The sequence below is a fragment of the Sphingobium boeckii genome (genome assembly GCF_014199215.1).
Classification (GTDB): domain Bacteria; phylum Pseudomonadota; class Alphaproteobacteria; order Sphingomonadales; family Sphingomonadaceae; genus Sphingobium_A; species Sphingobium_A boeckii.
The window spans coordinates 371715-392999 of record NZ_JACIJC010000002.1 but is presented as its reverse complement, the minus strand read 5'-3'; the positions used below and the strand labels follow the sequence as shown (position 1 = coordinate 392999).

25 protein-coding genes are annotated in these 21285 nt (G+C 61.8%); 6 read left to right on the top strand and 19 right to left on the bottom strand.

Features of this window, described 5'->3' with window-relative positions:
• Window positions 1-76: 76 nt before the first annotated feature.
• Both lptG and lptF read right to left on the bottom strand, forming a co-directional pair.
• On the bottom strand, window positions 77-1171 hold the full coding sequence (gene lptG / locus FHS49_RS07020; RefSeq protein ID WP_184016731.1) for an LPS export ABC transporter permease LptG: 1095 nt from the start codon (window positions 1169-1171) through the stop codon (window positions 77-79).
• Window positions 1171-2367 carry an LPS export ABC transporter permease LptF gene (gene lptF, locus FHS49_RS07015; protein WP_184016729.1) on the bottom strand — a complete coding sequence of 399 codons (1197 nt, stop codon included), beginning with the start codon at window positions 2365-2367 and terminating at the stop codon, window positions 1171-1173. The genes lptG and lptF overlap by 1 nt, the downstream gene beginning before the upstream one ends.
• A 132-nt stretch (window positions 2368-2499) precedes the next feature.
• Between lptF and FHS49_RS07010 the strand changes: the two genes are divergently transcribed.
• Genes FHS49_RS07010 through FHS49_RS07000 form a run of 3 tightly spaced genes read left to right on the top strand, consistent with a single transcriptional unit; the run spans window position 2500 to window position 4857 of the window.
• Window positions 2500-2997 carry a DUF2141 domain-containing protein gene (locus tag FHS49_RS07010; RefSeq protein WP_184016727.1) on the top strand — a complete coding sequence of 166 codons (498 nt, stop codon included), beginning with the start codon at window positions 2500-2502 and terminating at the stop codon, window positions 2995-2997.
• A gap of 37 nt (window positions 2998-3034) precedes the next feature.
• Complete coding sequence (locus FHS49_RS07005; RefSeq protein ID WP_184016725.1) at window positions 3035-4003, top strand: diacylglycerol kinase family protein; 969 nt, start codon at window positions 3035-3037, stop codon at window positions 4001-4003.
• Window positions 4000-4857 carry a hypothetical protein gene (locus FHS49_RS07000; RefSeq protein WP_184016723.1) on the top strand — a complete coding sequence of 286 codons (858 nt, stop codon included), beginning with the start codon at window positions 4000-4002 and terminating at the stop codon, window positions 4855-4857. Before FHS49_RS07005 ends, FHS49_RS07000 begins: the two co-directional genes overlap by 4 nt.
• Here FHS49_RS07000 and FHS49_RS06995 read toward each other — a convergent pair.
• The 3 genes from FHS49_RS06995 to FHS49_RS06985 form a co-directional block, all read right to left on the bottom strand.
• Entirely contained in the window at window positions 4814-6823 is a 2010-nt protein-coding gene (locus FHS49_RS06995; RefSeq protein WP_184016721.1) for an ATP-binding protein, read from the bottom strand. The two genes, FHS49_RS07000 and FHS49_RS06995, sit on opposite strands and share 44 nt — an antisense overlap.
• A 41-nt stretch (window positions 6824-6864) precedes the next feature.
• Window positions 6865-8067, bottom strand: a complete 1203-nt coding sequence (gene spt, locus FHS49_RS06990) for a serine palmitoyltransferase (RefSeq protein WP_184016719.1) — start codon at window positions 8065-8067, stop codon at window positions 6865-6867.
• Window positions 8068-8187: 120 nt separating this feature from the next.
• The gene (locus FHS49_RS06985) at window positions 8188-8430 is read right to left on the bottom strand and encodes an acyl carrier protein (RefSeq protein ID WP_184016717.1); all 243 of its coding nucleotides are present in this window, start codon (window positions 8428-8430) and stop codon (window positions 8188-8190) included.
• Window positions 8431-8535: 105 nt separating this feature from the next.
• Between FHS49_RS06985 and FHS49_RS06980 the strand changes: the two genes are divergently transcribed.
• The gene (locus tag FHS49_RS06980; protein WP_184016715.1) at window positions 8536-9075 is read left to right on the top strand and encodes a Pycsar system effector family protein; all 540 of its coding nucleotides are present in this window, start codon (window positions 8536-8538) and stop codon (window positions 9073-9075) included.
• Between the two features lie 7 nt (window positions 9076-9082).
• Here FHS49_RS06980 and FHS49_RS06975 read toward each other — a convergent pair whose 3' ends face one another.
• The 8 genes from FHS49_RS06975 to FHS49_RS06940 form a co-directional block, all read right to left on the bottom strand.
• Window positions 9083-9421, bottom strand: a complete 339-nt coding sequence (locus FHS49_RS06975) for a hypothetical protein (protein WP_184016713.1) — start codon at window positions 9419-9421, stop codon at window positions 9083-9085.
• A gap of 60 nt (window positions 9422-9481) precedes the next feature.
• Window positions 9482-10393, bottom strand: a complete 912-nt coding sequence (locus FHS49_RS06970) for an NAD-dependent epimerase/dehydratase family protein (RefSeq protein ID WP_343052918.1) — start codon at window positions 10391-10393, stop codon at window positions 9482-9484.
• A complete protein-coding gene (proB, locus tag FHS49_RS06965; RefSeq protein ID WP_184016711.1) occupies window positions 10390-11520 on the bottom strand; it encodes a glutamate 5-kinase in 1131 nt (376 codons plus the stop codon). The genes FHS49_RS06970 and proB overlap by 4 nt, the downstream gene beginning before the upstream one ends.
• Window positions 11505-12542, bottom strand: coding sequence for a GTPase ObgE (obgE, locus tag FHS49_RS06960; RefSeq protein ID WP_184016709.1), 1038 nt, complete (start codon window positions 12540-12542; stop codon window positions 11505-11507). The genes proB and obgE overlap by 16 nt, the downstream gene beginning before the upstream one ends.
• A gap of 86 nt (window positions 12543-12628) precedes the next feature.
• Complete coding sequence (locus tag FHS49_RS06955) at window positions 12629-13117, bottom strand: hypothetical protein (protein WP_184016707.1); 489 nt, start codon at window positions 13115-13117, stop codon at window positions 12629-12631.
• An 89-nt stretch (window positions 13118-13206) separates the two neighbouring features.
• Entirely contained in the window at window positions 13207-13380 is a 174-nt protein-coding gene (locus tag FHS49_RS06950; protein WP_184016705.1) for a hypothetical protein, read from the bottom strand.
• A 195-nt stretch (window positions 13381-13575) separates the two neighbouring features.
• The gene (locus tag FHS49_RS06945; RefSeq protein WP_184016703.1) at window positions 13576-14289 is read right to left on the bottom strand and encodes a PEPxxWA-CTERM sorting domain-containing protein; all 714 of its coding nucleotides are present in this window, start codon (window positions 14287-14289) and stop codon (window positions 13576-13578) included.
• Between the two features lie 155 nt (window positions 14290-14444).
• Entirely contained in the window at window positions 14445-15059 is a 615-nt protein-coding gene (locus FHS49_RS06940; RefSeq protein ID WP_184016701.1) for a TetR/AcrR family transcriptional regulator, read from the bottom strand.
• A gap of 42 nt (window positions 15060-15101) precedes the next feature.
• Here FHS49_RS06940 and FHS49_RS06935 point away from each other — a divergent pair, with 42 nt between their 5' ends.
• Entirely contained in the window at window positions 15102-15959 is an 858-nt protein-coding gene (locus FHS49_RS06935; protein WP_184016699.1) for a metal-dependent hydrolase, read from the top strand.
• 59 nt (window positions 15960-16018) lie between these two features.
• Entirely contained in the window at window positions 16019-16561 is a 543-nt protein-coding gene (locus FHS49_RS06930; protein ID WP_184016697.1) for a GNAT family N-acetyltransferase, read from the top strand.
• A 49-nt stretch (window positions 16562-16610) separates the two neighbouring features.
• Here the strand turns inward: FHS49_RS06930 and FHS49_RS06925 are convergent, their stop codons facing one another.
• From FHS49_RS06925 to cysN, 6 genes are all read right to left on the bottom strand, one after another.
• Window positions 16611-16934, bottom strand: a complete 324-nt coding sequence (locus FHS49_RS06925) for a hypothetical protein (protein ID WP_184016695.1) — start codon at window positions 16932-16934, stop codon at window positions 16611-16613.
• 98 nt (window positions 16935-17032) lie between these two features.
• Entirely contained in the window at window positions 17033-17581 is a 549-nt protein-coding gene (locus FHS49_RS06920; protein WP_184016694.1) for a GNAT family N-acetyltransferase, read from the bottom strand.
• A 175-nt stretch (window positions 17582-17756) separates the two neighbouring features.
• On the bottom strand, window positions 17757-18026 hold the full coding sequence (gene rpmA, locus FHS49_RS06915; protein ID WP_184016692.1) for a 50S ribosomal protein L27: 270 nt from the start codon (window positions 18024-18026) through the stop codon (window positions 17757-17759).
• A 31-nt stretch (window positions 18027-18057) separates the two neighbouring features.
• Complete coding sequence (rplU, locus tag FHS49_RS06910) at window positions 18058-18465, bottom strand: 50S ribosomal protein L21 (protein WP_184016689.1); 408 nt, start codon at window positions 18463-18465, stop codon at window positions 18058-18060.
• A gap of 128 nt (window positions 18466-18593) precedes the next feature.
• The gene (locus FHS49_RS06905) at window positions 18594-19343 is read right to left on the bottom strand and encodes a 3'(2'),5'-bisphosphate nucleotidase CysQ (protein ID WP_343052916.1); all 750 of its coding nucleotides are present in this window, start codon (window positions 19341-19343) and stop codon (window positions 18594-18596) included.
• Window positions 19340-21259, bottom strand: a complete 1920-nt coding sequence (gene cysN / locus FHS49_RS06900; RefSeq protein WP_184016688.1) for a sulfate adenylyltransferase subunit CysN — start codon at window positions 21257-21259, stop codon at window positions 19340-19342. Before cysN ends, FHS49_RS06905 begins: the two co-directional genes overlap by 4 nt.
• Window positions 21260-21285 lie beyond the last annotated feature (26 nt).

Here is a 21285-nt window from a genome sequence, read left to right as displayed (position 1 = left end):
CCCGAGCGCAGTCGAGGGACGTGGTGCAGGTGACAGACGTGTCTCGACTGCGCTCGACACAAACGGTTTTAGATTGTCATTCCTCGGTCCGGATCAGCACGGTCTCGCCAATGAGCAGGAACAGAGCGAATGGCCCCCAGGCGGCGAGCCAGGGGGGATAGGCACCCAGATTGCCCATCGCGATCCCGAAATTATCGGCCACGAAATAGGCGAAGCCAAGCCCCATGCCGAGCACCGCACGCAGGAAGAGGCGGCCGGAGCGCGCCAGCCCGAAGGCGGCGACCGCGCCCAGCAGCGGCATCAGCACGGATGACAGCGGCCCGGAAATCTTGTGCCACAGATTGGCCTGCAGCGCCGCCACCGGCCGGCCGGCGGCCTGCAGGTCGCTGATCGCCGCCTCCAGCCCCATGAAGGACAATCCATCGGGATCGACCTGCGCCAGGGTGAACTGATCGGGCCGGATTTCCTGGCCGACCTCGGTCACCGGGAGCGGCGTCTGAATGCCGGTCGCGACATCGAAGCGCGTGGCGTTGGACAGCAGCCAGCCCTTGCCGGTATATTTGACCGTGGGTGCCTTCACCACTTCGAGCAGCGTATCATTGGCGCGGTTGTAGACCGTCACGTCGGAGAGGACGATGTTGTTCGACCGCCCGCGCACGGCGGCGGCATGAACCAGATTATTGCCGTCGCGTACCCAGACATTGGTCTGCACCGCCATATCCTTGGGCAGGGGGCCGTAATCCACCTTCTGCCAGCGATCGAGCGTCGACGTCGCGCGGGCCACGATCCGATCGTTGAAACTGAACGAGACGATGGCGATGGCCAGGCTGGCCAGGATCAGCGGCGCCAGCACCTGATGCGCAGACAGGCCCGCCGCCTTCATCGAGATCACTTCGCTATTCTGGTTCAGCGTCGCCAGTGTGATCAATGTGCCGAGCAGCACCGAAAACGGTAGGAATCGCTGGATGATCTGGGGCACGCGCAGGCCGATATAGGTCATGATCTGCGCATTGCCATTGCCGGGATAGGCCAGGATATTGCCCGATTCTCCGAGCAGATCGAGCGCCTGAAGCACCAGCACGAGCGCCGCCAGAACAGCGAGGCTGCGCAGGATGAATGCTTTGGCCATGTAGAAGGACATGGTGCGCGACGGAAAAAACTGGGTCTGCATCAGCCGCGGGCCTTTTCACGTCCAAAGGGATTGATCCGCTTGATCAGCTTGCCGATGCCGGCTGCGCCGCGCTCCAGCGCACCGATCGGTTGCCCGCCGGGCACGAAGGCGAGCGTATGGAACATCCACAGGATCAGCGCGGCAAACAGCAGGAAGGGCAGCCACAGCGCCAGGATCGGATCGATCTTGCCAAGACCACCCAGCGCTTCGCCATATTCGTTGATCTTGTGATAAGTGACCACCATTACGATCGACAGAAATACTCCGAGCGCGGAGGATGAGCGCTTGGGCGGCACCGCCAGCGCCACCGCCAGCAGCGGCAAAAGCAGCATCATCGCCACTTCGGTCAGCCGGAAATGGAAATTGGAGCGGCTTTCGTTGCGCAGCTTTGCCGGCACCTTCTGATCCTTGCCGACCCGCGCCAGTTCCGGGATCGTCATCTCACGATCACCATCACGCCCGCGAAACGCCTCGATCTTGGGCAGGTCGATCGGCAGATCATGGCTGGTGAAGCTCAGCACGCGCGGCGTGTTGAATTTGGGCGAATCGTGGATGAGCACGCCGTTGGTCAGACGGAAGATGATCGTGTCGGGATCGTCTGTGGCGAGGAACTGGCCCGATTTCGCGGTGGCGGCGACGGATTGGCCGTCCTTATTTTCGGCGCGCACGAAGATACCCGTCAGGCTGGTGCCTTCATTGCGGCTTTCTTCGATGCGCAGCGCCAATTTGCTGCCGAGCCGCGTGAACTCGCCGACCTTGATCGATGCGCCCAGTGCGCCGGAACGCAATTCGAATCGCAGGCCTTCATAGGCATAGCGTGCATAAGGCTGGACGAAGCCGACGATGGCGAGGTTCACCAGCGCCAGCGCGATCGCGAACATATAGGGCACGCGCAGCAACCGGGTGTAGCTCTGCCCCAGCGCGCGAAACACGTCGAGCTCGGAGGACAGCGCCAGCTTGCGAAAGGCGAGCAAAATGCCCAGCAACAGGCCGATCGGGATGCCGAGCGAGAGATATTCGGGGATGAGATTGGCCAGCATCCGCCAAACGACGCTCACCGGCCCGCCTTCCGCCGCGACGAAGTCGAACAGGCGCAGCATCTTGTCCAGCACAAGCAGCATCGCGGCGATCACCAGCGTGCCGAACAGGGGCAGCGCGATCAGGCGGGCGAGATATCGGTCGGTCGCAGTCAGCATTTTCAGAATTCAGACGCCCCATGACCATGATTTGGCCGCAAACGCAGCCGATTTAGAAAGGCAAGAAGGGGCTGATACGCCATTTTCGCCAAAACATCAGGCGAGGATATAGCTTCTAGGAGATTAGAGGTCATGTTGAAATTTCGCGGTAGTGCCGCACTTGCCCTTATGGCGGTGGCAATGCCCTTCGCAACGCCGATGCAGGCCGCCCGGGCGGCCACGCTCGGCCCCTATGCCGCGCGCTGCGATAGCGGTGGCATGTCTGTGATCGCGCGGATCGACGGATTGAAGGCGCGCGGCGGTGTCCTGCGCGTGCAGCTTTATGCCAATAATGCGGCAACCTTTCTGGAAAAGAAGCAATATCTGCAGCGCGTGGAAGTCGCCGTGCCCCGTTCGGGCGCAGTGGATATCTGCGTGCCTGTGCCGCGGCCAGGCGCCTATGCGATCTCGGTGCGCCATGATGCCAATTCCAATGGCAAGTCCGATCGCAAGGATGGCGGCGGGTTTTCCGGCAATCCCAAGGTCTCGCTGCTGGACATGGTGTTCAAGCGCAAGCCTGCGCTCGCCAAATCGCTGTTCACGGTGAGCAGCGGCCCGAAGGTGGTGCCGGTCACGGTCAATTATTTCTGAAGCCAGCCTCCCCTTATGATCGGATGATCTTGAACCCATGACCTGCGTCGCGCTTCTCTCCAATCCTCGCTCAACGGGCAACCGCTCGCTATTGCCGCGAGTGCGGAGCTTTTGCGCGGGGCGGCCCGATATCTTTCATTACGAGGTGGAGGAAGTCAGCCAGATCGGCGAAGCGCTGCGGACCATCGCGCGTGTGAAGCCCAAGGTGCTGGTGATCAACGGCGGCGATGGCACCGTCCAGGCGACGCTGACCGAGCTTTATCACGGCGGCCATTTCGGCGATAATCCGCCGCCGGTGGCGGTGCTGCCCAATGGCAAGACCAATATGATCGCGCTCGATCTGGGTTCTGTCGGCGATCCGCTGGCTGCGCTTGAGCGCGTCGTGGAATTGAGCAAATCGGATATGTCCCAGCATATCGTGTCGCGCGAACTGATCTCGCTTTCGGATGGCACGGTCGGCAGCCGGCCGACGCTGGGCATGTTTCTGGGCGGGGCGGGGCTGGCCGATTCTATGCTGTATTGCCGCACCAAAATCTATCCGCTGGGGCTTCCCAACGGGTTGAGCCATGTTCTGACGGCCTTTGCCGTGCTGTTCACGATGCTGTTTGGCGTACATTCGAAATTCCTGCCGCAGCGCTCCAATCCCGTGCGGATCTCGCTGGTGCGCGATAATCAGCTTCAGGGCATTTTCTCGATCCTGATCGTGACGACGCTGGAAAAGATGCTGCTGGCGGGGCGGACCGAAGGCGGCGTGCCGGGGCGGATGAAATTCATGGCGGTGGAGCAGAGCGTGCCATCGCTGCTCCGCGCGATCGTCGGTGCGATCCGGGGCAAGATCGGCCGTGAAGCGATGACCGGCATTCATTTCGAGCGCGGCGACATGGTGCGGATCGAAAGCAACGGATCGAGCGTGATCCTGGATGGCGAGACGTTCCGCGCGGAAACCAACCGGCCGATCGTGCTGACCTCCACCGCGCCCGTACCCTTCCTTCGCCTCGCGGCGTGACCCCCGTCCAGGATCTGATCGCGGCGGGCCTCTCGGCTCCGGTCGATCCGCGCGTCACCGCCATGGCGGCGGCGCTCGCGGCCCAATATGGCGCGGCGTCACGCACGGTGCTGTTCTACGGTTCCTGTCTGCGGACGGCTGAACTCGACGGGCTGATGCTCGATTTCTACCTGATCGTGTCCGACTATGGCGCGGCCTATGGCAAAAGCTGGCTGGCCACCGCCAACCGGCTGGTACCACCCAATGTTTTTCCTTTTGAATATAAGGGGTTGGTCGCCAAATATGCGGTGCTGAGCGAAGCGGATTTCCGCTCGCTGTGCGGACCCGACGCCAGCACGGTCTCCGTCTGGGCACGATTTGCGCAACCGTCCCGGCTGGTGTGGGCAGCCGATCACGCCGCGCGAAGCCATGCCGCCGAGGCGATCGCGCTGGCACCGACCACGTTGCTAGCGCTGACCCCGGCGCAGGCGGATTCCGATCCTCTCGATCGCTGGCGGCGCGGCTTTACGCTCACTTATGGTGCCGAATTGCGGGCGGAACGCGGCGGGCGTCCGGAATCGATCGTGGACTTCGATCCGGAACATTATCGCCGCCTGGGCGCATTGATCCCTGATGCGCAAGCACCGGGACTCGATCGCAAATGGCGCGCACTGCGCCGCAATGGCAAATGGCTTACGCTGGTGCGTCTGGCCAAGGCGAGCCTGACCTTTGCTGGCGGGATCGATTATCTAGCGTGGAAGATCAATCGCCATGCGGGCACGCAGATCGCGATCCGCCCGTGGCAGCGGCGGTTTCCGATCCTGGGCGCGCTTACTCTGCTGCCAAGGCTGCTGGCGCGCGGGGCCGTGCGCTGAGGGCGGCGTGCATCGCGGTTTCGAGGATCGCGATGGTGAAGGGCTTGCGCAGCACGCCATGCCCACGAAATGCCTGCGCATCGTCAACCTCGGCCGCGTAGCCGGTCACGAACAGCACCGCGATCTCCGGATGGTCATCGCTGATCTGCGCGATCATCTCCGGCCCCGTCATCCCGGACATCAACACGTCGGTGACGATGATATCGACGCTATGGCCTTCACCCAGCAGTGCGATGGCAGCGTCGGCGGAGTCCGCGGTCAGCGCTGTAAACCCCAATTCCGTCACTGCAGCCGCCGTTGACGCGCGCACGCGGGGATCATCCTCCACGATCAATGCGACCAGACCCGCCACATCGACACCGGGGGCGTGGCCCGAGGCTTCCGGCGATTTTCCCCCGGCATTCTCGGCATGTTCGGCCTTATGCCGCGGGAGAAATAGCGAGACGGTGGTGCCTTCGCCCTCGACCGACGCGATCGCGATTTCGCCGCCCGATTGGCGCACGAAGCCGAAAATCTGGCTGAGGCCCAGGCCAGTGCCCTTGCCGATCGGCTTGGTGGTGAAAAACGGCTCGAACACGCGCTCCAGCACATCCTGAGACATGCCGGCACCGGTGTCGCTCACGTCGATACGAACATAATCGCCCGCCACGGATTCGCCGATCTCGTCGGCGGCGAGGGTGGCGTTGCCCGTCCGGATCGTCAAAACCCCGTCATTCTCCATCGCGTCACGCGCGTTGACCGCCAGGTTGAGAATCGCATTTTCAAGCTGATGCCGATCAACCCATATCTGCCAGGGATCGGTGGGGCTGATGATCTCCACCTTGATGCGTTCGCCCAATGTGCGGTCCATCAGATCGGTCATGCCGCGCACCAGCGCATCCGGGCACATGCCCTGCGGCAACAAAGGTTCGGCGCGGGCAAAGGCGAGCAACCGCCGGGTGAGCGCTGCCGCGCGGTTCGCGCCCTCCATGGCATTGTCGATATGGCGCTCCACATCGCCCGATTTCGCAGCGATCTTGCGTTTCGCCAACTCAAGTCCGCCGACAACAACCGCCAGCATATTATTGAAATCATGCGCTATGCCACCAGTGAGCTGGCCCACGGCTTCCATCTTCTGGATCTGGCGAAGCTGAGCCTCGGCATGTTCGCGCTCAGCAGCTTCGGCGAGCAGGCTGGCGTTGGCATCGCGCAATTCGGAAGTGCGCTCCGCCACCGCGGCTTCCAGAAATTCGGCCCGCAGCGTTTCCTGGTCGGCTGTGGCGCGCGCGCGCCGGCGCTGGGCCTGCGCCTCGATCGCAGCCCATCCAAGCCCGATGGCACCGATGACCACCAGCAGTCCGAGAACCGCCAATGTGGTCGTCAGCGTATTGGCCTGATCCATCAGCCCCTGCGCCTTGCCTGAGCGCTCGGTGAGCGTGGCCTGTTCGTTGGCGACCATCTCACGAAAAATCGCCTTGATGCGGGCGACGTGATTTTCCAGGCCCGCGGCATGAAGCGCAGAGAGGGCGTTCACATTCTGCCCGTAGTTCAGGTAAAGCGCGGCATTGTTTAGCGCCTTGCCGCGTTCGTCAAACACGCGGCGGAGATCGCCGACGAGCGCGGCTTGCTCGGCATCCGCGGCGGTCAGTCTTTGCAGGCCGCTGATCATGGCGTCAGCGCGGCGCCATTCATCATAAAAGGAACGCGCGGTTTTCTTTTCGGATGAAATGACCGCCCGACCGAGCGTCGCTTCGGACAGCGCCATCTGCCCTTCGATCGAGCGCACAGCGACCATCACTTCGAAACTGTGCCGCTGCCATTTGAGCGCATCATCGCGCTGCTGACTCGAAAATCCCAGCATGGCGATCAGCGCGATCAGGGCCACCAGAACGCAGGCCGCAGCGATCCAGCCCAGCCCGCGTTGCCAGCCAGACGTCAGACCGTCTTCGGCCTCGTCATCAGGATCCACCACCGCCATCTGGCCCATCTTTATTAAAAGCGATGAATCGGCGAAAGTGCCACGTCGACCTAGCTGATGCACCCCACGGCGCGGCCGGCCGCTGCGAACATGCCAAGGATCTGCTCCACCTGCGCGGCGCTATGCTCGGCGCAGAGCGAGCAGCGCAGCAGCGTCATATTCGCCGGCGTTGCGGGCGGCCGAGCCAGATTGACGTAAAGCCCCTCGCTCAGCAGCGCTTCCCACATCGCGGCGCCCTTTTCCAGATCGGGCATGATCACCGCGATGATCGCCGATTGCGGGGTTTCAGTGCCCAGCGTGAAACCCAGATCCTTCAGCCCCTTGTGCAGGCGCTTCGAATTTTCCCAGAGATGCGCGCGCTTATCGCCGCCGTGCATCAGCTTGCGGATCGATGTGGCCGCCGTGGCGACCACGCTGGGCGGCAGCGACGCGGTGAACACATAGGGGCGACACACCAGCCTCAGAATCTCGAATTTGGGATGGTTGGATACGCAGAAGCCGCCGACCGTGCCCACGCTCTTGGAAAAAGTGCCGATGACGAAATCCACATCGTCCAGCACGCCCTGATCCTCTGCCACACCGCGGCCGTTCGGCCCCATGAAACCCATGGAATGCGCCTCGTCCACCAGCACCATCGCGCCGGCTTCCTTGGAAACGCGGATCATTTCCTTTAGCGGCGCGATATCGCCAAGCATGGAATAGACGCCCTCCAGCACAACCAGCTTGCCGGCTTCGGACGGCAGGCGCTTCAGCCGCTTTTCGAGCGCTTCGACATCATTGTGGCGGAAAGCAACGATCTGCGCATTGCCGAGCGCGCAGCCGTCATAGATGCTGGCGTGACTGTCTATATCGAGGATGACATAATCATCCTTGCCGGCGATGGTGGAGATGATGCCGAGATTGGCCTGATATCCCGTAGAAAAGACCATGGCGTGATCCATGCCATAGAATTCCTTCAGCGCCTCTTCGCAATCCCTATGGCCCTGGTAGGTGCCATTCAGAACACGGCTGCCCGTGGTGCCGGCGCCGAACCTGTCCAGCGCATCCTTGCCCGCGGCGATCACGTCGGGATCGAAAGTCATCCCCATATAATTATAGGTGCCGAGCAGGATCGTCTCCTTGCCGTTGCACACAGCCACCGTGGGGGACTTCACTTCCTCCATCACCAGACTGAAAGGATCCTTCACCCCAGTGGCGAGCAGATCCTCGCGCTGCTGGATCAGGGGATCGAATTTGGAGAAAAGATCGGTCATTGGTCGGTTCCTAAAACCCTTATCCGTCATTCCCGCGCACGCGGGAAGCCCGCTTTTGCATGAGATATCCGGGAGAAGAAGAAGCTGGGTTCCCGCTTTCGCGGGAATGACAAACGAGTGTCAGCCTTTCAATTTGCCCACGGCATCGACAAGCTGGCCGACGCTTTCGATCTCGGCCTGCATATTCATGGTGATGATGATGTCGAATTCATCCTCGATCGCGGCGACGAAATCCATCACGGTGAGGCTGTCCCATTCGAGATCGCCCGCGAAGGTGGTGGTTTCGGTCAGCGCGACGCCCTTTTTGTTGAAGGGTTCGATCTGCGCCGCGATGATGTCGTAAATGGATTGTCTGTCTGTCATGTCCGGTCCTTAGCCGCTGGCATCGGGGATTGCCAAAGGATTGCGGCACAAAGGCGGCATCACCCGTGCTTGTAAAGGGCAGGCGGGTCGTGGCATATCCGCCGGATGGCGGAAGAACCGAACAAAATCAGCGAGAACCCGGCAGCGCTGTCGTTTTCACCGCACGCGATCCATCTGGTGCGGACCGCCCAGCAGATCAATGTTTCGCTCAGCCAGATGGCAGATCAGAAGGCGAGCATCCTGATGGGCGCGACATTTGTTGTCTTTAGTATTTCGGTGGGGCAGGCGCGCAGCGGGGGATTTTCGCTGCCACTATCCGTCCTGGCCCTTTTTTCGTTTCTGTCGGCCATGCTCGCGGTGTTCGCCGTGCTGCCATCAATCAAGGGCAAAGCACCCGGCAATCCCAACCTGCTGTTCTTCGGCGTCTTCACGCAAATGGCCGAAGAGGAATTTGCAGAGAGCGTGCTGGAGCGTCTCCATGCCGACGAAACCGTGTTTCGCACGATGCTGCGCGACATCTATCAAAATGGTCAGGTGCTTCAGAACAAGAAATACAAATATCTCGGCCTCGCCTATCGGACGTTCCTGATCGGGCTGGTGCTGACCTTCCTGAGCTTCGTAGCCCAGCAAAGTCGCATCATCTGATCGGAGCTCACTTGTTTCTGTCGAGCACCCGGTCGCATGTCTTGTCGGTCGCGCTGCCGCCGCCGATCTGATTTCCGGCCAGTGCGCCAACGCCTGCTGCCAGTGCTGTTTCGCCAAGATTTCCGCCTGCAACAAGACCAACGCCCGCGCCGCCGGCCGCGCCGATGATCGTGCCCTTCTTGCTGCCTTTCTTGCGCTCCAGCAGGCAATAGCGGACGTCATCGCGGTCGCGCGGTTCGGCGCGCGCAACCCGCGCTTTTTCCTTGCTGCTCAGCTTGGCGGCCATAGCCGGTTGCAGGATGAGCCCAAGGGACAACAACGCTGCGGCGGGTTTTGCGAATTTCATCTCTCTCGCTCCCATCAATGTTCAAGCTGATTGAACCGCTATAGGAACGAATTGTTCCCTTCAGCCCATCCAGCCTTTGCGGCGATACCATGCGGCTGTCGCTTTCAGGCCTGCGCGCGTATTGATCTGCGGCTGCCACACATCGGCGGGTGGGCGCTTGGCGGAATCGACCACCCAATCGGGATGGCAGAAATAGTCCACTCGATCCGCCGTCAACTTCGCTTTCGAACGACGCGCGAGACGATCCAGGCGGGATGCGAATTTCAGCAGGGCCTTGGGCGTGGCGAAGGTCGCGACGCGCTTGCCGACCGCCGCGCCCAGCGCTTGCGCAAAGCCCCGATGACTCCAGCCATTTTCAGTGCCGTCGTCGGCTTCGTAAATCCGCCCGATCGTGCTGCGATCCGGCACCAGAGCGAGCAGCAGACGCGCGAGATCGCTGACTTCGATGACAGACAGCCGGCCGGGCGGGGGGAGCAGCACCAGGCCGCGCCGCGCCATGCGGAACATATCCAGCATCTCGGTATCGGCAGGGCCGTAAATCGCAGGCGGGCGCACCATCGTCCATTCCAGCGCGCTGGCGATCACGGCCGCTTCGGCACCCGCCTTGGACCAGCCATAGGTGGATAGCGCTGGTTCGCGCGCTGAAAGCGATGAGACATGGATAAAGCGGTGGATGCCCGCCGCTTCCGCGGCTTCGGTGACCGCTGTCGTACCGTCGATATTGCCTGCTGCGAAACCGGCGCGATCGGGCGCATTCACAACACCCGCTATGTGGATCACCGCCTGGCTGCCACGCACGAGTTCATCGAGCGCCTCTGGATTGTCGAGCGCGCCCTCCACCCAAACGACACCGGCGCGGGCCTCCTGCGGGCGGCGTGTGAGCGCGCGGATCGAAAATCCCTTGTCGAGCGCGATCCGCATCACCGTCTTGCCGACGAAGCCCGTCGCGCCGGTGATCGCGAGCACGGTCACAATATGACCAGATGATCGCGGTGAATGAGCGCCGAACGCGGGGCGTATCCAAGCACTTCTGCCAGAGCATCACTGCGCTTGCCCGCGATCAGCGCCGATTCCGCGCTGTCATATTCGGCCAGGCCACGCGCAATCACGGTGCCGTCCGCGCCGAGCACGTTGATCACGTCGCCGCGTTGAAACGTGCCTGACACGCCTGTCGCGCCCGCCGGCAGCAGGCTTTTGCCGTCGGCAAGTGCCTTGGCCGCGCCGGAATCGATTTGCACCGTGCCTTTTACGCTCAACCGTCCTGCCAGCCAGGCCTTGCGCGCGCGCGCCGCCTTTTCGGGCACGAACACCGTCCCCCGGCCGGTCGTAATGAAGCGGGAGAGCGGATTTTCGTGCAGGCCGGAGACGATGGCAAGCGTGCTCCCTGCCGCATTGGCGATGCGCGCGGCTTCCAGCTTTGACGTCATGCCGCCGGATCCCATGCCGGATGCCGTGCCGCCATCGGCCATCGCCATGATGGCGGCGTCCACCTTGTCGACGCGCTCGATAAGCTGCGCATCAGGGTTGCGGCCGGGATTGTCGGTGTAAAGGCCGTCCACATCGGAGAGCAGGATCACGCCCTGCGCGCCTGCGGCCTGGGCCACGCGCGCGGCGAGCCGGTCATTATCGCCAAAGCGGATTTCGGCGGTGGCCACGCTGTCATTCTCGTTGATCACCGGAATGACCTTGAGGCCCATCAACCGGTCCAGCGTGGCGCTGGCGTTCAGATAGCGACGGCGATCCTCCAGATCGTCCAGCGTCACCAATATCTGTGCGGCGATCACACCATGCGCGGCGAGCAGGTCCGCCCAGATCTGCGATAGCGCAATTTGCCCGGTGGCAGCGGCGGCCTGCGCATCTTCAAGGCAGGCGCGTCCGCCCTTGGGCAGTTTCAGGCGGCGGGCACCCAGCGCAATCGCGCCGGAGGAGACGATGGCGATCTGCTGGCCCGCGCGGTGCGCCGTGGCGATATCCTCGACCAGCGTGACCAGCCAGTTGCGCTTGATCGCACCTTCTTCGTTCACAAGCAGCGAGGAGCCGACCTTGACGACAAGGCGCGGGCAATGCGCAGGGGAGAAGGGGCTCAGATCGGCGACCATTCAGCGCCCCCATCATCCTCCTTCTTCTTCACTTCGGGCGGCACGATCGCATTGATCAGGCGATCCAGCACGGCTTCCAGGCCTTCACCCGTCGCACCGGAGAGCGGGAGCACTTCAGCGCCGCTTTCTTCGGCCAATTCGGCCATAAGCGCTTCCTTCAACTCCGCATCGAGCAGATCGACCTTGTTGAGCGCGATGATTTCGATCTTGTCGGTCAGGCCCGCGCCATAATTCTCCAATTCGCCGCGCACGATGCGATAGGCCTCGGCAGGATCATCGCCATTGGCATCGACCAGATGGAGGAGCACCTGGCAGCGTTCGATATGGCCGAGAAAGCGGTCGCCAATGCCAGCGCCCTCGGCCGCGCCTTCGATCAGGCCGGGGATGTCGGCAACCACGAATTCGCGTTCCTTGTGGCTGACCACGCCCAATTGCGGGCGCGTGGTGGTGAACGGATAATCGCCCACCTTGGCCTTCGCATTGGTCACCGCATTGATGAAGGTGGACTTGCCGGCATTGGGCAAGCCGACCAAGCCGGCGTCTGCGAGCAGCTTCAGCCGCAGCCAGACCCACATTTCCTCGCCGGGCCAGCCGGTGCCATGCTGGCGCGGGGCACGATTGGTGGACGTCTTGTAGCTCGCATTGCCCCGGCCGCCATCGCCACCGCGCATGAAAACCACCTGTTCACCAGCCTCGGTGAAATCCGCTAGGATTTCTTCCTTATCTTCCGACAGAACCTGCGTGCCGATCGGCACGCGGATCACAAGATCGTTGCCGCCAGCACCTGTGCGGTTGGATCCTGCGCCGCCCTTGCCGCGCGGTGCCTTGAAATGCTGGGTGTAGCGGAAATCGATGAGCGTGTTCAGCCCCGGAATGGCTTCGAACACGATATCGCCGCCCTTGCCGCCGTTGCCGCCATTGGGTCCGCCATATTCTTCATATTTCTCACGGCGGAAGCTGACGGCACCGGGGCCGCCCGATCCGGATTTGAGAAAGACTTTAGCTTGATCGAGAAAATGCATGGGGAGCGCCTAGCGCAAACGCGCGCAAAAGGGGACTCGTTAGCGACGCTTTTGTTTCATCGGGCGTGGATAGCGTGGGAATACGCTCAAAACCGCCGCTGACCGGGGTCCAGCCTGTCGCAGCGACCGTGAAAATCCTGCCCGAAGCCCTTGATCGTGATCTCGCCTGTCGTCCTGTCGATCTTGAGCTTGGGATGATTGAGGCCGTTCAGCTTGTAGCTGGCGCTAATCTGGTTCGCCGACATCTGGATATTGTTGAGCTGCCACCAATGCTGATCATCGCCCCCCGAGGCGATCGGCGGTACCAAAGCCTTGGGCAGGCGGATCCTGCCATCGCCTTTGTCGATCTGGACGGTGACCGCAGTATCCATCTGCTTCATGCCGGTCGTTATGCCGTCGCGGGACCGATATTTGTGATCATATTTATCCCAGACGAGATCGGTCTTATATTCGCTCGTCATTTTCTCGCCGACGCCGAAACAGACGAGATTGAGGCCATCGCTGGATTGCGCATGGGCCGATCCGCCAGCCGTGGGGATCAAGGCCAGTATCAAGACAAATTTCGCCGCAGTCATGGAAACCTCCCGATGACAGGCGTCATCCGACTCGTGTTGACGATCGGAGGTTAGGCCTTTCACGCTCAGTTTCGAAGCCGAAAATCGGTTTAATCTTCTGGAAGATACGTTGCCTTCACAACCATGCGCTTGAGCAGGATTGGCTGATCCGATCCGATGATTATCGGCGTTCGCGCGGCGCTGGCTGGCATCGTGTCGTTCAACGCCAGCAACGGTACTGTCGTCGTGGCGATCGCGGCCAATGCGATGAGAATGCGTGTCATGTCCTGGTCCGTCCCGGCATCGTCTATGCACGAGCAATAGGGACAAGATGTCACTCAAATGTGCCGTCTGGTGCCTGAATTGTCGGAAAATGTAACAGGAGAGCATAAGGGCGGCACCCTGCGGCGGACGACCCATAAAAAAACGCCGCCGGCCTCGCGATCGGCGGCGTTTTTGATCGTGACGCGGTGGGAGCGTCAGACGAAAGAGGCGATTCTCCGCCGGCTGCGCGAACGCATGGCACCGCCCACGGCCCCAAAGCCAACGAGCATCATCGCCCAGGTCGTGGGCTCAGGAATCGCGGCCGTCAGATATACGCGATCGACCACGAAATCCTTGGCAGGAATGCCGCCGCTGTTGAAAGTGAATTGGAAATTGCCAGCGCCATTCACCGTGCTGACGCCGGTGGTCGAATAATGGAACCAGTTTTGCGCGGCCAGCGCGCCCGCGTTGAACGGGCCGAAGTTGATGCCGCCTACGCTGGCGCTCAGATCCGCCGGATTGGCGTTGTTCTGTCCATTTTGCGGAATATAGACGTCAAAACCGAATTGATAGGTCTGTCCAAGGACCAGTCCAGCCACGGCCTGGCTCAATGTCTGCGGTCCGGCCCGGTCAGCCACGAAATAAACAGCTTGCCTGCCGACCGCATCGAAGGCCGGATTCCCGACGGCATTATCCGTCGGGATCGACTCGCCAAAAGCGCCCGTCGGATAGCTATTCGTGTTGTTGTAACCGATGACAACGGGTGGAAAGCCATCAAGCGATGATCCACCAAGAGTCCAATCGTCAAATCCATCCGCTCCATCCTCAAAACTGCCGTTTGACAGCAGATTTGCGGCGATGGCGGATGATGATGCAAATGCCATAAATGCGCAGGCGCCGACAAGCGCGCCCTTTATAAGGGTTTTCATCTCGAATCCTCTCCCGAGTTATCGTTTATGCGACTCGATCATTTTATTATTAAGGATTTCGATACCATATTTTGGTGGGGGTCGTGAGACCCAAAGCCAGTAAACACAGCGATTTTGCAATTCGTATCATGCTGACACACACCGGTGCCCGCCCGTTAAGACGCGGGCGCGGCTTGCCCCGAACCCGTCTGGCCATGCGCTGCCATTGACTGGCGCAATTGCGCCGCCGCGATTTCCCGCGCTTTTTCGCGGGGCAGGCCGAGGGCATTTGCCATCGGGCCGCCGAGCAGCGCGTCGCCCAGCGCAGTCAGCACCAATGACAGCGTCTGTTCCTGCAACGGCACATCATCGTGATGATCCTCGCCCAGTTCGTCGACCAGATTGTGGATCGCCTCCAGGATCGGATCCAGCGCATCCTCATTGCCCGTGAGAATCATCCAACTCGCCATCGCGCCCGCACCGCCTTCGTCAAATGCGTCGAAGGTGAGATCCACCACCTCGCGCGGATCGCCTTGTTCAGCGCGGATCTTCAGCACGGCGGTGGCGATGCGGGCGGTCACGCTTTCAGCGAGGGATGCGATCAGCGCCTTCTGCAGCCCGGCCGCAGAGCCGAAATGGTGGAGCAGATTGGCGTGGGTGCGCTCGATGCGCGTGGCCACGGCCTTGAGCGTCACAGCCTGTGGCCCGGCCTCGATCAGGAGGTCGCGCGCCGCCTCGAGCGCGGCGGCGCGACTATGTTCGGGGCTGAGACGTCTCTTCACTATTGACATGCGTGTCAGTAACGATCAGTTAGAGGGCAAGGAGCTTTGGCCATGACTCGCAAGAAGACCCCTCAGGATTTGACCATCACCCCGCGCGACCGCCGCTTTGGCAGGGGCAGCACGCAGCAGCGGTGGTGGCTTGGCGGCGATCCGATTGCAACGGCTTTCTACAATGCGCTTTCGATCACCTTTCCCAAGGGCGAGGCGTTTTTCATCGATAGCGTGCGGTCTTTCCGCGAAGGCGTGCCGCCCAAGCTGGAGCAGGAGATCAACGCTTTCATCAAGCAGGAGGTGATGCACAGCCGCGAACATGTGTCGTTCAACCGGCGTGTTTCCGATGCGGGCTATGAGATCGCGGCGCTTGAGGATGTGGTCACCAAATCGCTAGAATTGACCAAGGATCGCCCGGCGATTCTCAATCTGGCGGTGACGATGGCGCTGGAGCATTATACGGCGATCATGGCACAGCGGATGCTGTCCGATCGGTCCACCTTTGCCGGCGCGGAGCCGGAACTGGCCAATATGTGGAAATGGCACGCGATCGAGGAGATCGAGCATAAGGGCGTCGCGTATGACACCTGGCTCCATGCCACCAAAGACTGGAGCCGGTTCAAGCGCTGGAAGGTGAAGACGATCATGATGCTGATCGTCACCCGCGAATTCTGGCGCAAGCGGTTTCAGGGGATGCTCTATCTGCTCAGGCAGGATGGGATCGAGGGGCCGAAAGCCTGGGCGCGGATCCTGTGGTTTTGGTTCGGCAAGCCCGGCGTGATCCGCAAGCTCATTCCGGCCTGGTCGGCCTTTTTCCTGCCGCGATTTCACCCTTGGAATCATGATGACCGCACGCTGATCGCTTTGGCCGAAAGCGAATATCAGGCGGCCGTGATGCCCCATGCGGCGATGGCCTAGAAAGCGCTATATCCGTCATTCCGGCTTTCGCAGGCAGGGCGGGTGTGTTTTGTAGCGTCATGAGCATTTCACAGACCATCATCCCCGTCATCCATACCGAACGGGCAATCCTGCGCGCGCATATACGTGCCGATTTCGAGGCATTCGCGCACATCTGGGCGGATCCGGGGGTGACGCGCTTCATCGGCGGCACGCCGTTTTCCTATGCGGAAAGCTGGAGCCGCTTCCTGCGCAATGCCGGATTATGGTCGATTGTGGGTTATGGCTATTGGGCGATCGAGGAACGGGCCGGGGGCGCTTATCTGGGCCTTGCCGGGCTGGCCGATTTCGAGCGCGGCATTGCGGCGATCAAGGGCATCCCCGAAGCGGGTTGGGTGCTGGCCCCACAAGCGGACGGCCGTGGTCTGGCGAGCGAGGTGGTTGCCGCTATCCTGTGCTGGGCCGATGAGGGACTCAAGGCACCCGAAACCTGCTGCATCATTGATCCCGGTCATGGCGCATCGAAACGTGTGGCCGAAAAGAACGGTTTCGCGAGCGCGGGGCTGGCCGATTATGGCGAGACGCAGATCGAGGTGTTCAAGCGTCCACGTTGCGCGTCGTAGCGCAGCCTTCGGTCATCCTAGCCCCGAACGCGCCGGGGCCAGAGCATTTTCAGTTCATCGGGCGTGAAGCGCCGTTGGCCAAAGCCGCAAGCCGGACCTGTTTTGCCGCGTCGGCCTTGATCGCGCTGGTCATTTCCGCGCAACCGCCGGCCCGCCAACCGTTCGCAGCCCCACCCGTGGGCAGCGCGCTCGACCATGTGCAGCGGGCGGTATCGGCCCGATTGGGGGCGGTAAAGCCCGTCTGGTGCATGGCGATGGTGATCGTGCCGCTCTCGGCGGTATCCAGCGTCGCGATGCGATCCGCGTTGATAGAGGGCATCGGCGCGATCAGCACCGGATTGGCACCCAGCAGGGCCATCGCGAGAAAGGTCATTCGGTATCTCCTGCATCCGGCGAATTGCCGGTTGCAGTCTGCCTAGCCAGTCTGTCGTTCGGTCGAGTTTCCTGATCGTATCGTAATGTTTCCGGTGATCAGGCCGCCATGGAGACGATATCGTCATCCATGGCGACTTCATCGACCAGCGCATACAGCGCGCAGGCCGCCTCATCGCCGCGACCAAGGCTGGTGCGGTTGACGATCTTGCCCGTCGGGCCGAAACCCAGCTTGCGCAGAACGTGGCCCGAGGCCGGATTGTCCGTGAAATGACTCGCAGTGATCCGGCGCAGCCCGAGCGCGTGGCCGATCTCCAGCACCGCGCGGCCCGCCTCCGTGGCATAGCCAAGCCCCCAATGCGGACGGCTGATCCAATAGCCCAGCGCCACCTCACCCTCCGGCGTGCGCGAGAGGCCGCAGCCGCCGATCAGGCGGGGCGGGCCGTTGGTGCGTGCAAAGGCCAGCAAGGCGGGAAGGTGATCGTCCTGCGCCCTGGCGAGAAATGCCTGCGCCTGCGTCAGATCATAGGGCCAGGGGACGGTTGCCAGATTGCGGACGATCGCTTCGTCGCCGATCGCATGAGCGAGGGCAGGGGCGTCTTCGAGCCAGCCGGGCCGGAGCAAAAGCCGGGGTGTGCGTGCGAACATGGGTCTCTCTCCATTTTATGCGCCGCCCATGCCGCATTTCGATGACGGCATGGAGACAGGGGATAAATGAGGGAGACAATAAAAAAGGGAGTGGGGGTGGCCCCTCTCCCTCTTCATCTGCCGGAGCAGATATGAGGGCCACCCTTGAAGGGCGGCCCATATCAGGTTCGCCCGATTATTCGGCTGCTTGCGCCACGGCGTCGACCGAGCAGAATTTGCGGCCGAGCTTGCCATCGTGGAATACCACGCGGCCTTCGATCAGCGAGAACAGCGTGTGATCCTTGCCCATGCCGACATTGCGGCCAGGGTAGAATTTGGTGCCGCGCTGACGCACGAGAATGTTGCCCGGAATCGCTTCCTGGCCACCGAACTTCTTAACACCGAGGCGGCGACCGGCTGAGTCGCGACCGTTGCGGGATGAACCGCCTGCTTTCTTATGTGCCATTTCTCAAAACTCCTTGGCGCTCTCGGGCGTCTTATTCTGCGGTCTTCGCGGCGGCTGCCTTTTTGGGCGCTGCCTTTGCGGGGGCTTCGTCGGTGGTGGCGGCCTCGTCAGCCTTGGGGGCTGCGGCCTTCTTTGCCTTTTCCGAACCGATGGCCATGATGCGCAACAGCGTGAGCTGCTGACGATGGCCGTTCTTGCGGCGATAATTGTGACGGCGACGCTTTTTGAAGACGATGACCTTCTCGCCCTTGGCCTGCGCGATGATCTCGGCAGAGACGAGCAGACCGGCGGTGTCCTTCAGTTCGCTGCCTTCGCCAGCCAGCAGGATATCGCCAAGCGATATGGTGTCACCGGCATTGCCAGCAATTTTCTCGACGGCGATTTTGTCTCCAGCGGCAACGCGATACTGCTTGCCACCAGTGCGCACGATAGCGAACATGGTTTGTCTCTTCATCTCAAAAGCTGCGCACAAGGCATCGACTACGGCCGAGACCCCCGCGCGGGAAAGTGGGGCTGTTAACTTCGCAATCCGGCTCTGTCAACGCGATTCGGCCCGATTGCGGCCCTTCAACCGGGATTCTGCGCCGGGGTCAAGGCGCGAACGAGGTCTAACACCTGGGGGGCGCGTGCCTTGTGACAGATCAGCAGATCGGGAAGCCAGGGATTCGCGCAATTATAGACGAGCGGACTGCCATCCACGCGCGAAACATGAAGCCCGGCGGCGATGGCGACGGCGGCGGGTGCGCAATTGTCCCACTCATATTGGCCGCCGGTATGGAGATAGATATCCGCCTCGCCGCGCACCACGGCCATCGCCTTGGCACCGGCGGAACCCATCGGCAAAAGCGTGGCACCCAGTGTCTCGGCCACCGAAAGCGCCTCTGCTGCCGGCCGCGTGCGGCTGACGAGCATCCGCAGGGGATTGGCTTCGGAGGACAGGGGCGGAGGGGCATCGGAGGACAGTACCAGGCCCAGAGCGGGCAGGGCGACAGCGCCAACGCTGGGTACACCATCGATCGCCAGCGCCACATGCACCGCCCAATCGTCACGCCCTTCGGTATATTCGCGGGTGCCATCAAGCGGATCGATCACCCAGATGCGCGCAAAGGCGCAGCGCGACGCATCGTCCTTTTCCTCTTCGGACAGGATCGCATCGTCCGGCCGCTCGGCGCGCAAGCGATCAAGGATCAGAGCATTGGCCAGCCGATCGCCCTCATTCCCCAGCGCCTTGCCCGCCTCAGGCATCCGCGCGCGAAGTCGGAGCAGCAATTGGCCAGCCTGTTCGGCCAGCGTGTGGGCAAGCGCCGCATCGTTCACAGATCAGGGCTCCAGATGCCGATGATCCGCTCCACGATGATCTCCGCAGCCTGTTCGGGCGTGGTCCGGGTCGTATCGATCCGGATTTCGGGCACGTCAGGCGCTTCATAGGGCGAATCGATCCCGGTGAAGTTCTTGAGCTGGCCCGCGCGCGCCTTTTTATAAAGACCCTTCACATCGCGGGCTTCGGCTTCGGCCAGCGGGGTATCGACATGGATTTCGATGAATTCGCCTTCGGACAACATGGCCCGCACCAGATCGCGCTCCGCCCGGAAGGGGGAGATGAAGGCGGTGAGCACGATCAGCCCGGCATCGGTCATCAATTTGGCGACCTCGCCCACCCGGCGGATATTCTCCACCCGGTCTGCATCGGTAAAGCCCAGATCCCGATTGAGCCCGTGGCGGACATTGTCGCCGTCCAGCAGGAAGCTGTGCTTGCCCAATGCGAACAGCTTTTTCTCGACGAGGTTGGCGATGGTCGATTTGCCCGAACCCGAAAGCCCGGTGAACCACAGCAATTTGGGCTGCTGCCCCTTTTGCGTGGCATGAGCCTCCTTGGTGATGTCGATGGCCTGCCAATGGACATTGTCCGCACGACGCAGCGAGAAATGGAGCATCCCTGCGGCCACGGTGGTATTGGTGATCTTGTCGATCAGGATGAACCCGCCGAGATCGTGACTGGTCTCATAGGGTTCGAACACGATGGGCTTGTCGGTGGAGAGATTGGCGACACCGATGGCGTTCAGATCGAGCGTCTTGGCGGCCAGATGTTCCATCGTATTGACGTTGACGGTATATTTGGGTGCCTGGACCGATGCCGAGACCATCTGCGTGCCGAGTTTGAGCCAATAGGGGCGGCCGGCCAGCATGTCTTCCTCGGCCATCCAGACGATGGTGGCTTCGAACTGATCGGCCACCTGCGGCGGGTTTTCGGCAATCGCGATGACATCGCCGCGCGAGCAATCCACTTCGTCGGCAAAGCAGAGGGTGACCGACTGGCCGGCGATTGCTGCGTCCAGTTCGCCGTCCATGGTGACGATCTTGCTGACGGTCGATGTCTTGCCCGAGGGCAGCACGCGCACGGCGTCGCCGGGCTTGATGGTGCCGCTGGCAATCAGGCCGGAAAAGCCGCGGAAGTCGAGATTGGGGCGGTTGACCCATTGGACGGGCATCCGGAAGGGCTTGGCCTGATCGGCGGTGACATCCACCTCGACCGTCTCGAGATGCGCCATCAGCGTGGGGCCGCTATACCAGGGCGTGTTGGCGCTGGGCGCGGTGATATTGTCGCCCTTGAAGCCCGAGATCGGCAGCGGCGTGAAGGCGGTGATCCCGATGCTGGCGGCGAAAGCGGTATAATCGGCGACGATCTGGTCGAACACGGACTGGCTGTAATCCACCAGATCCATCTTGTTGACCGCGAGCACGATGTTCCTGATGCCGATCAGGTGCGCGAGATAGGAGTGGCGCCGCGTCTGGGTGAGGATGCCCTTGCGCGCATCGATCAATATCACCGCGAGATCGGCGGTGGAGGCACCCGTCACCATATTGCGGGTATATTGCTCATGCCCCGGCGTATCGGCGACGATGAACTTGCGCTTCTCGGTCGAGAAAAAGCGGTAGGCGACGTCGATCGTGATGCCCTGTTCGCGCTCTGCGGCGAGACCATCGACCAGCAGCGCGAAATCGATCTCGCCGCCCTGCGTGCCGACGCGCTTGCTGTCCGCCTCGAGCGCGGCAAGCTGATCTTCGAAGATCATCTTGCTGTCATAGAGCAGCCGCCCGATCAGCGTGGACTTGCCATCGTCGACCGAGCCGCAGGTGATGAAGCGCAACAGGCTCTTGTGCTGATGCTGGATGAGATAGGCGTCGATATCCTCGGCGATCAGGGCGTCGGTCTTGTAAATCGGATCGGTCATATCAAACCCCGTTTGTCCCGAGCGAA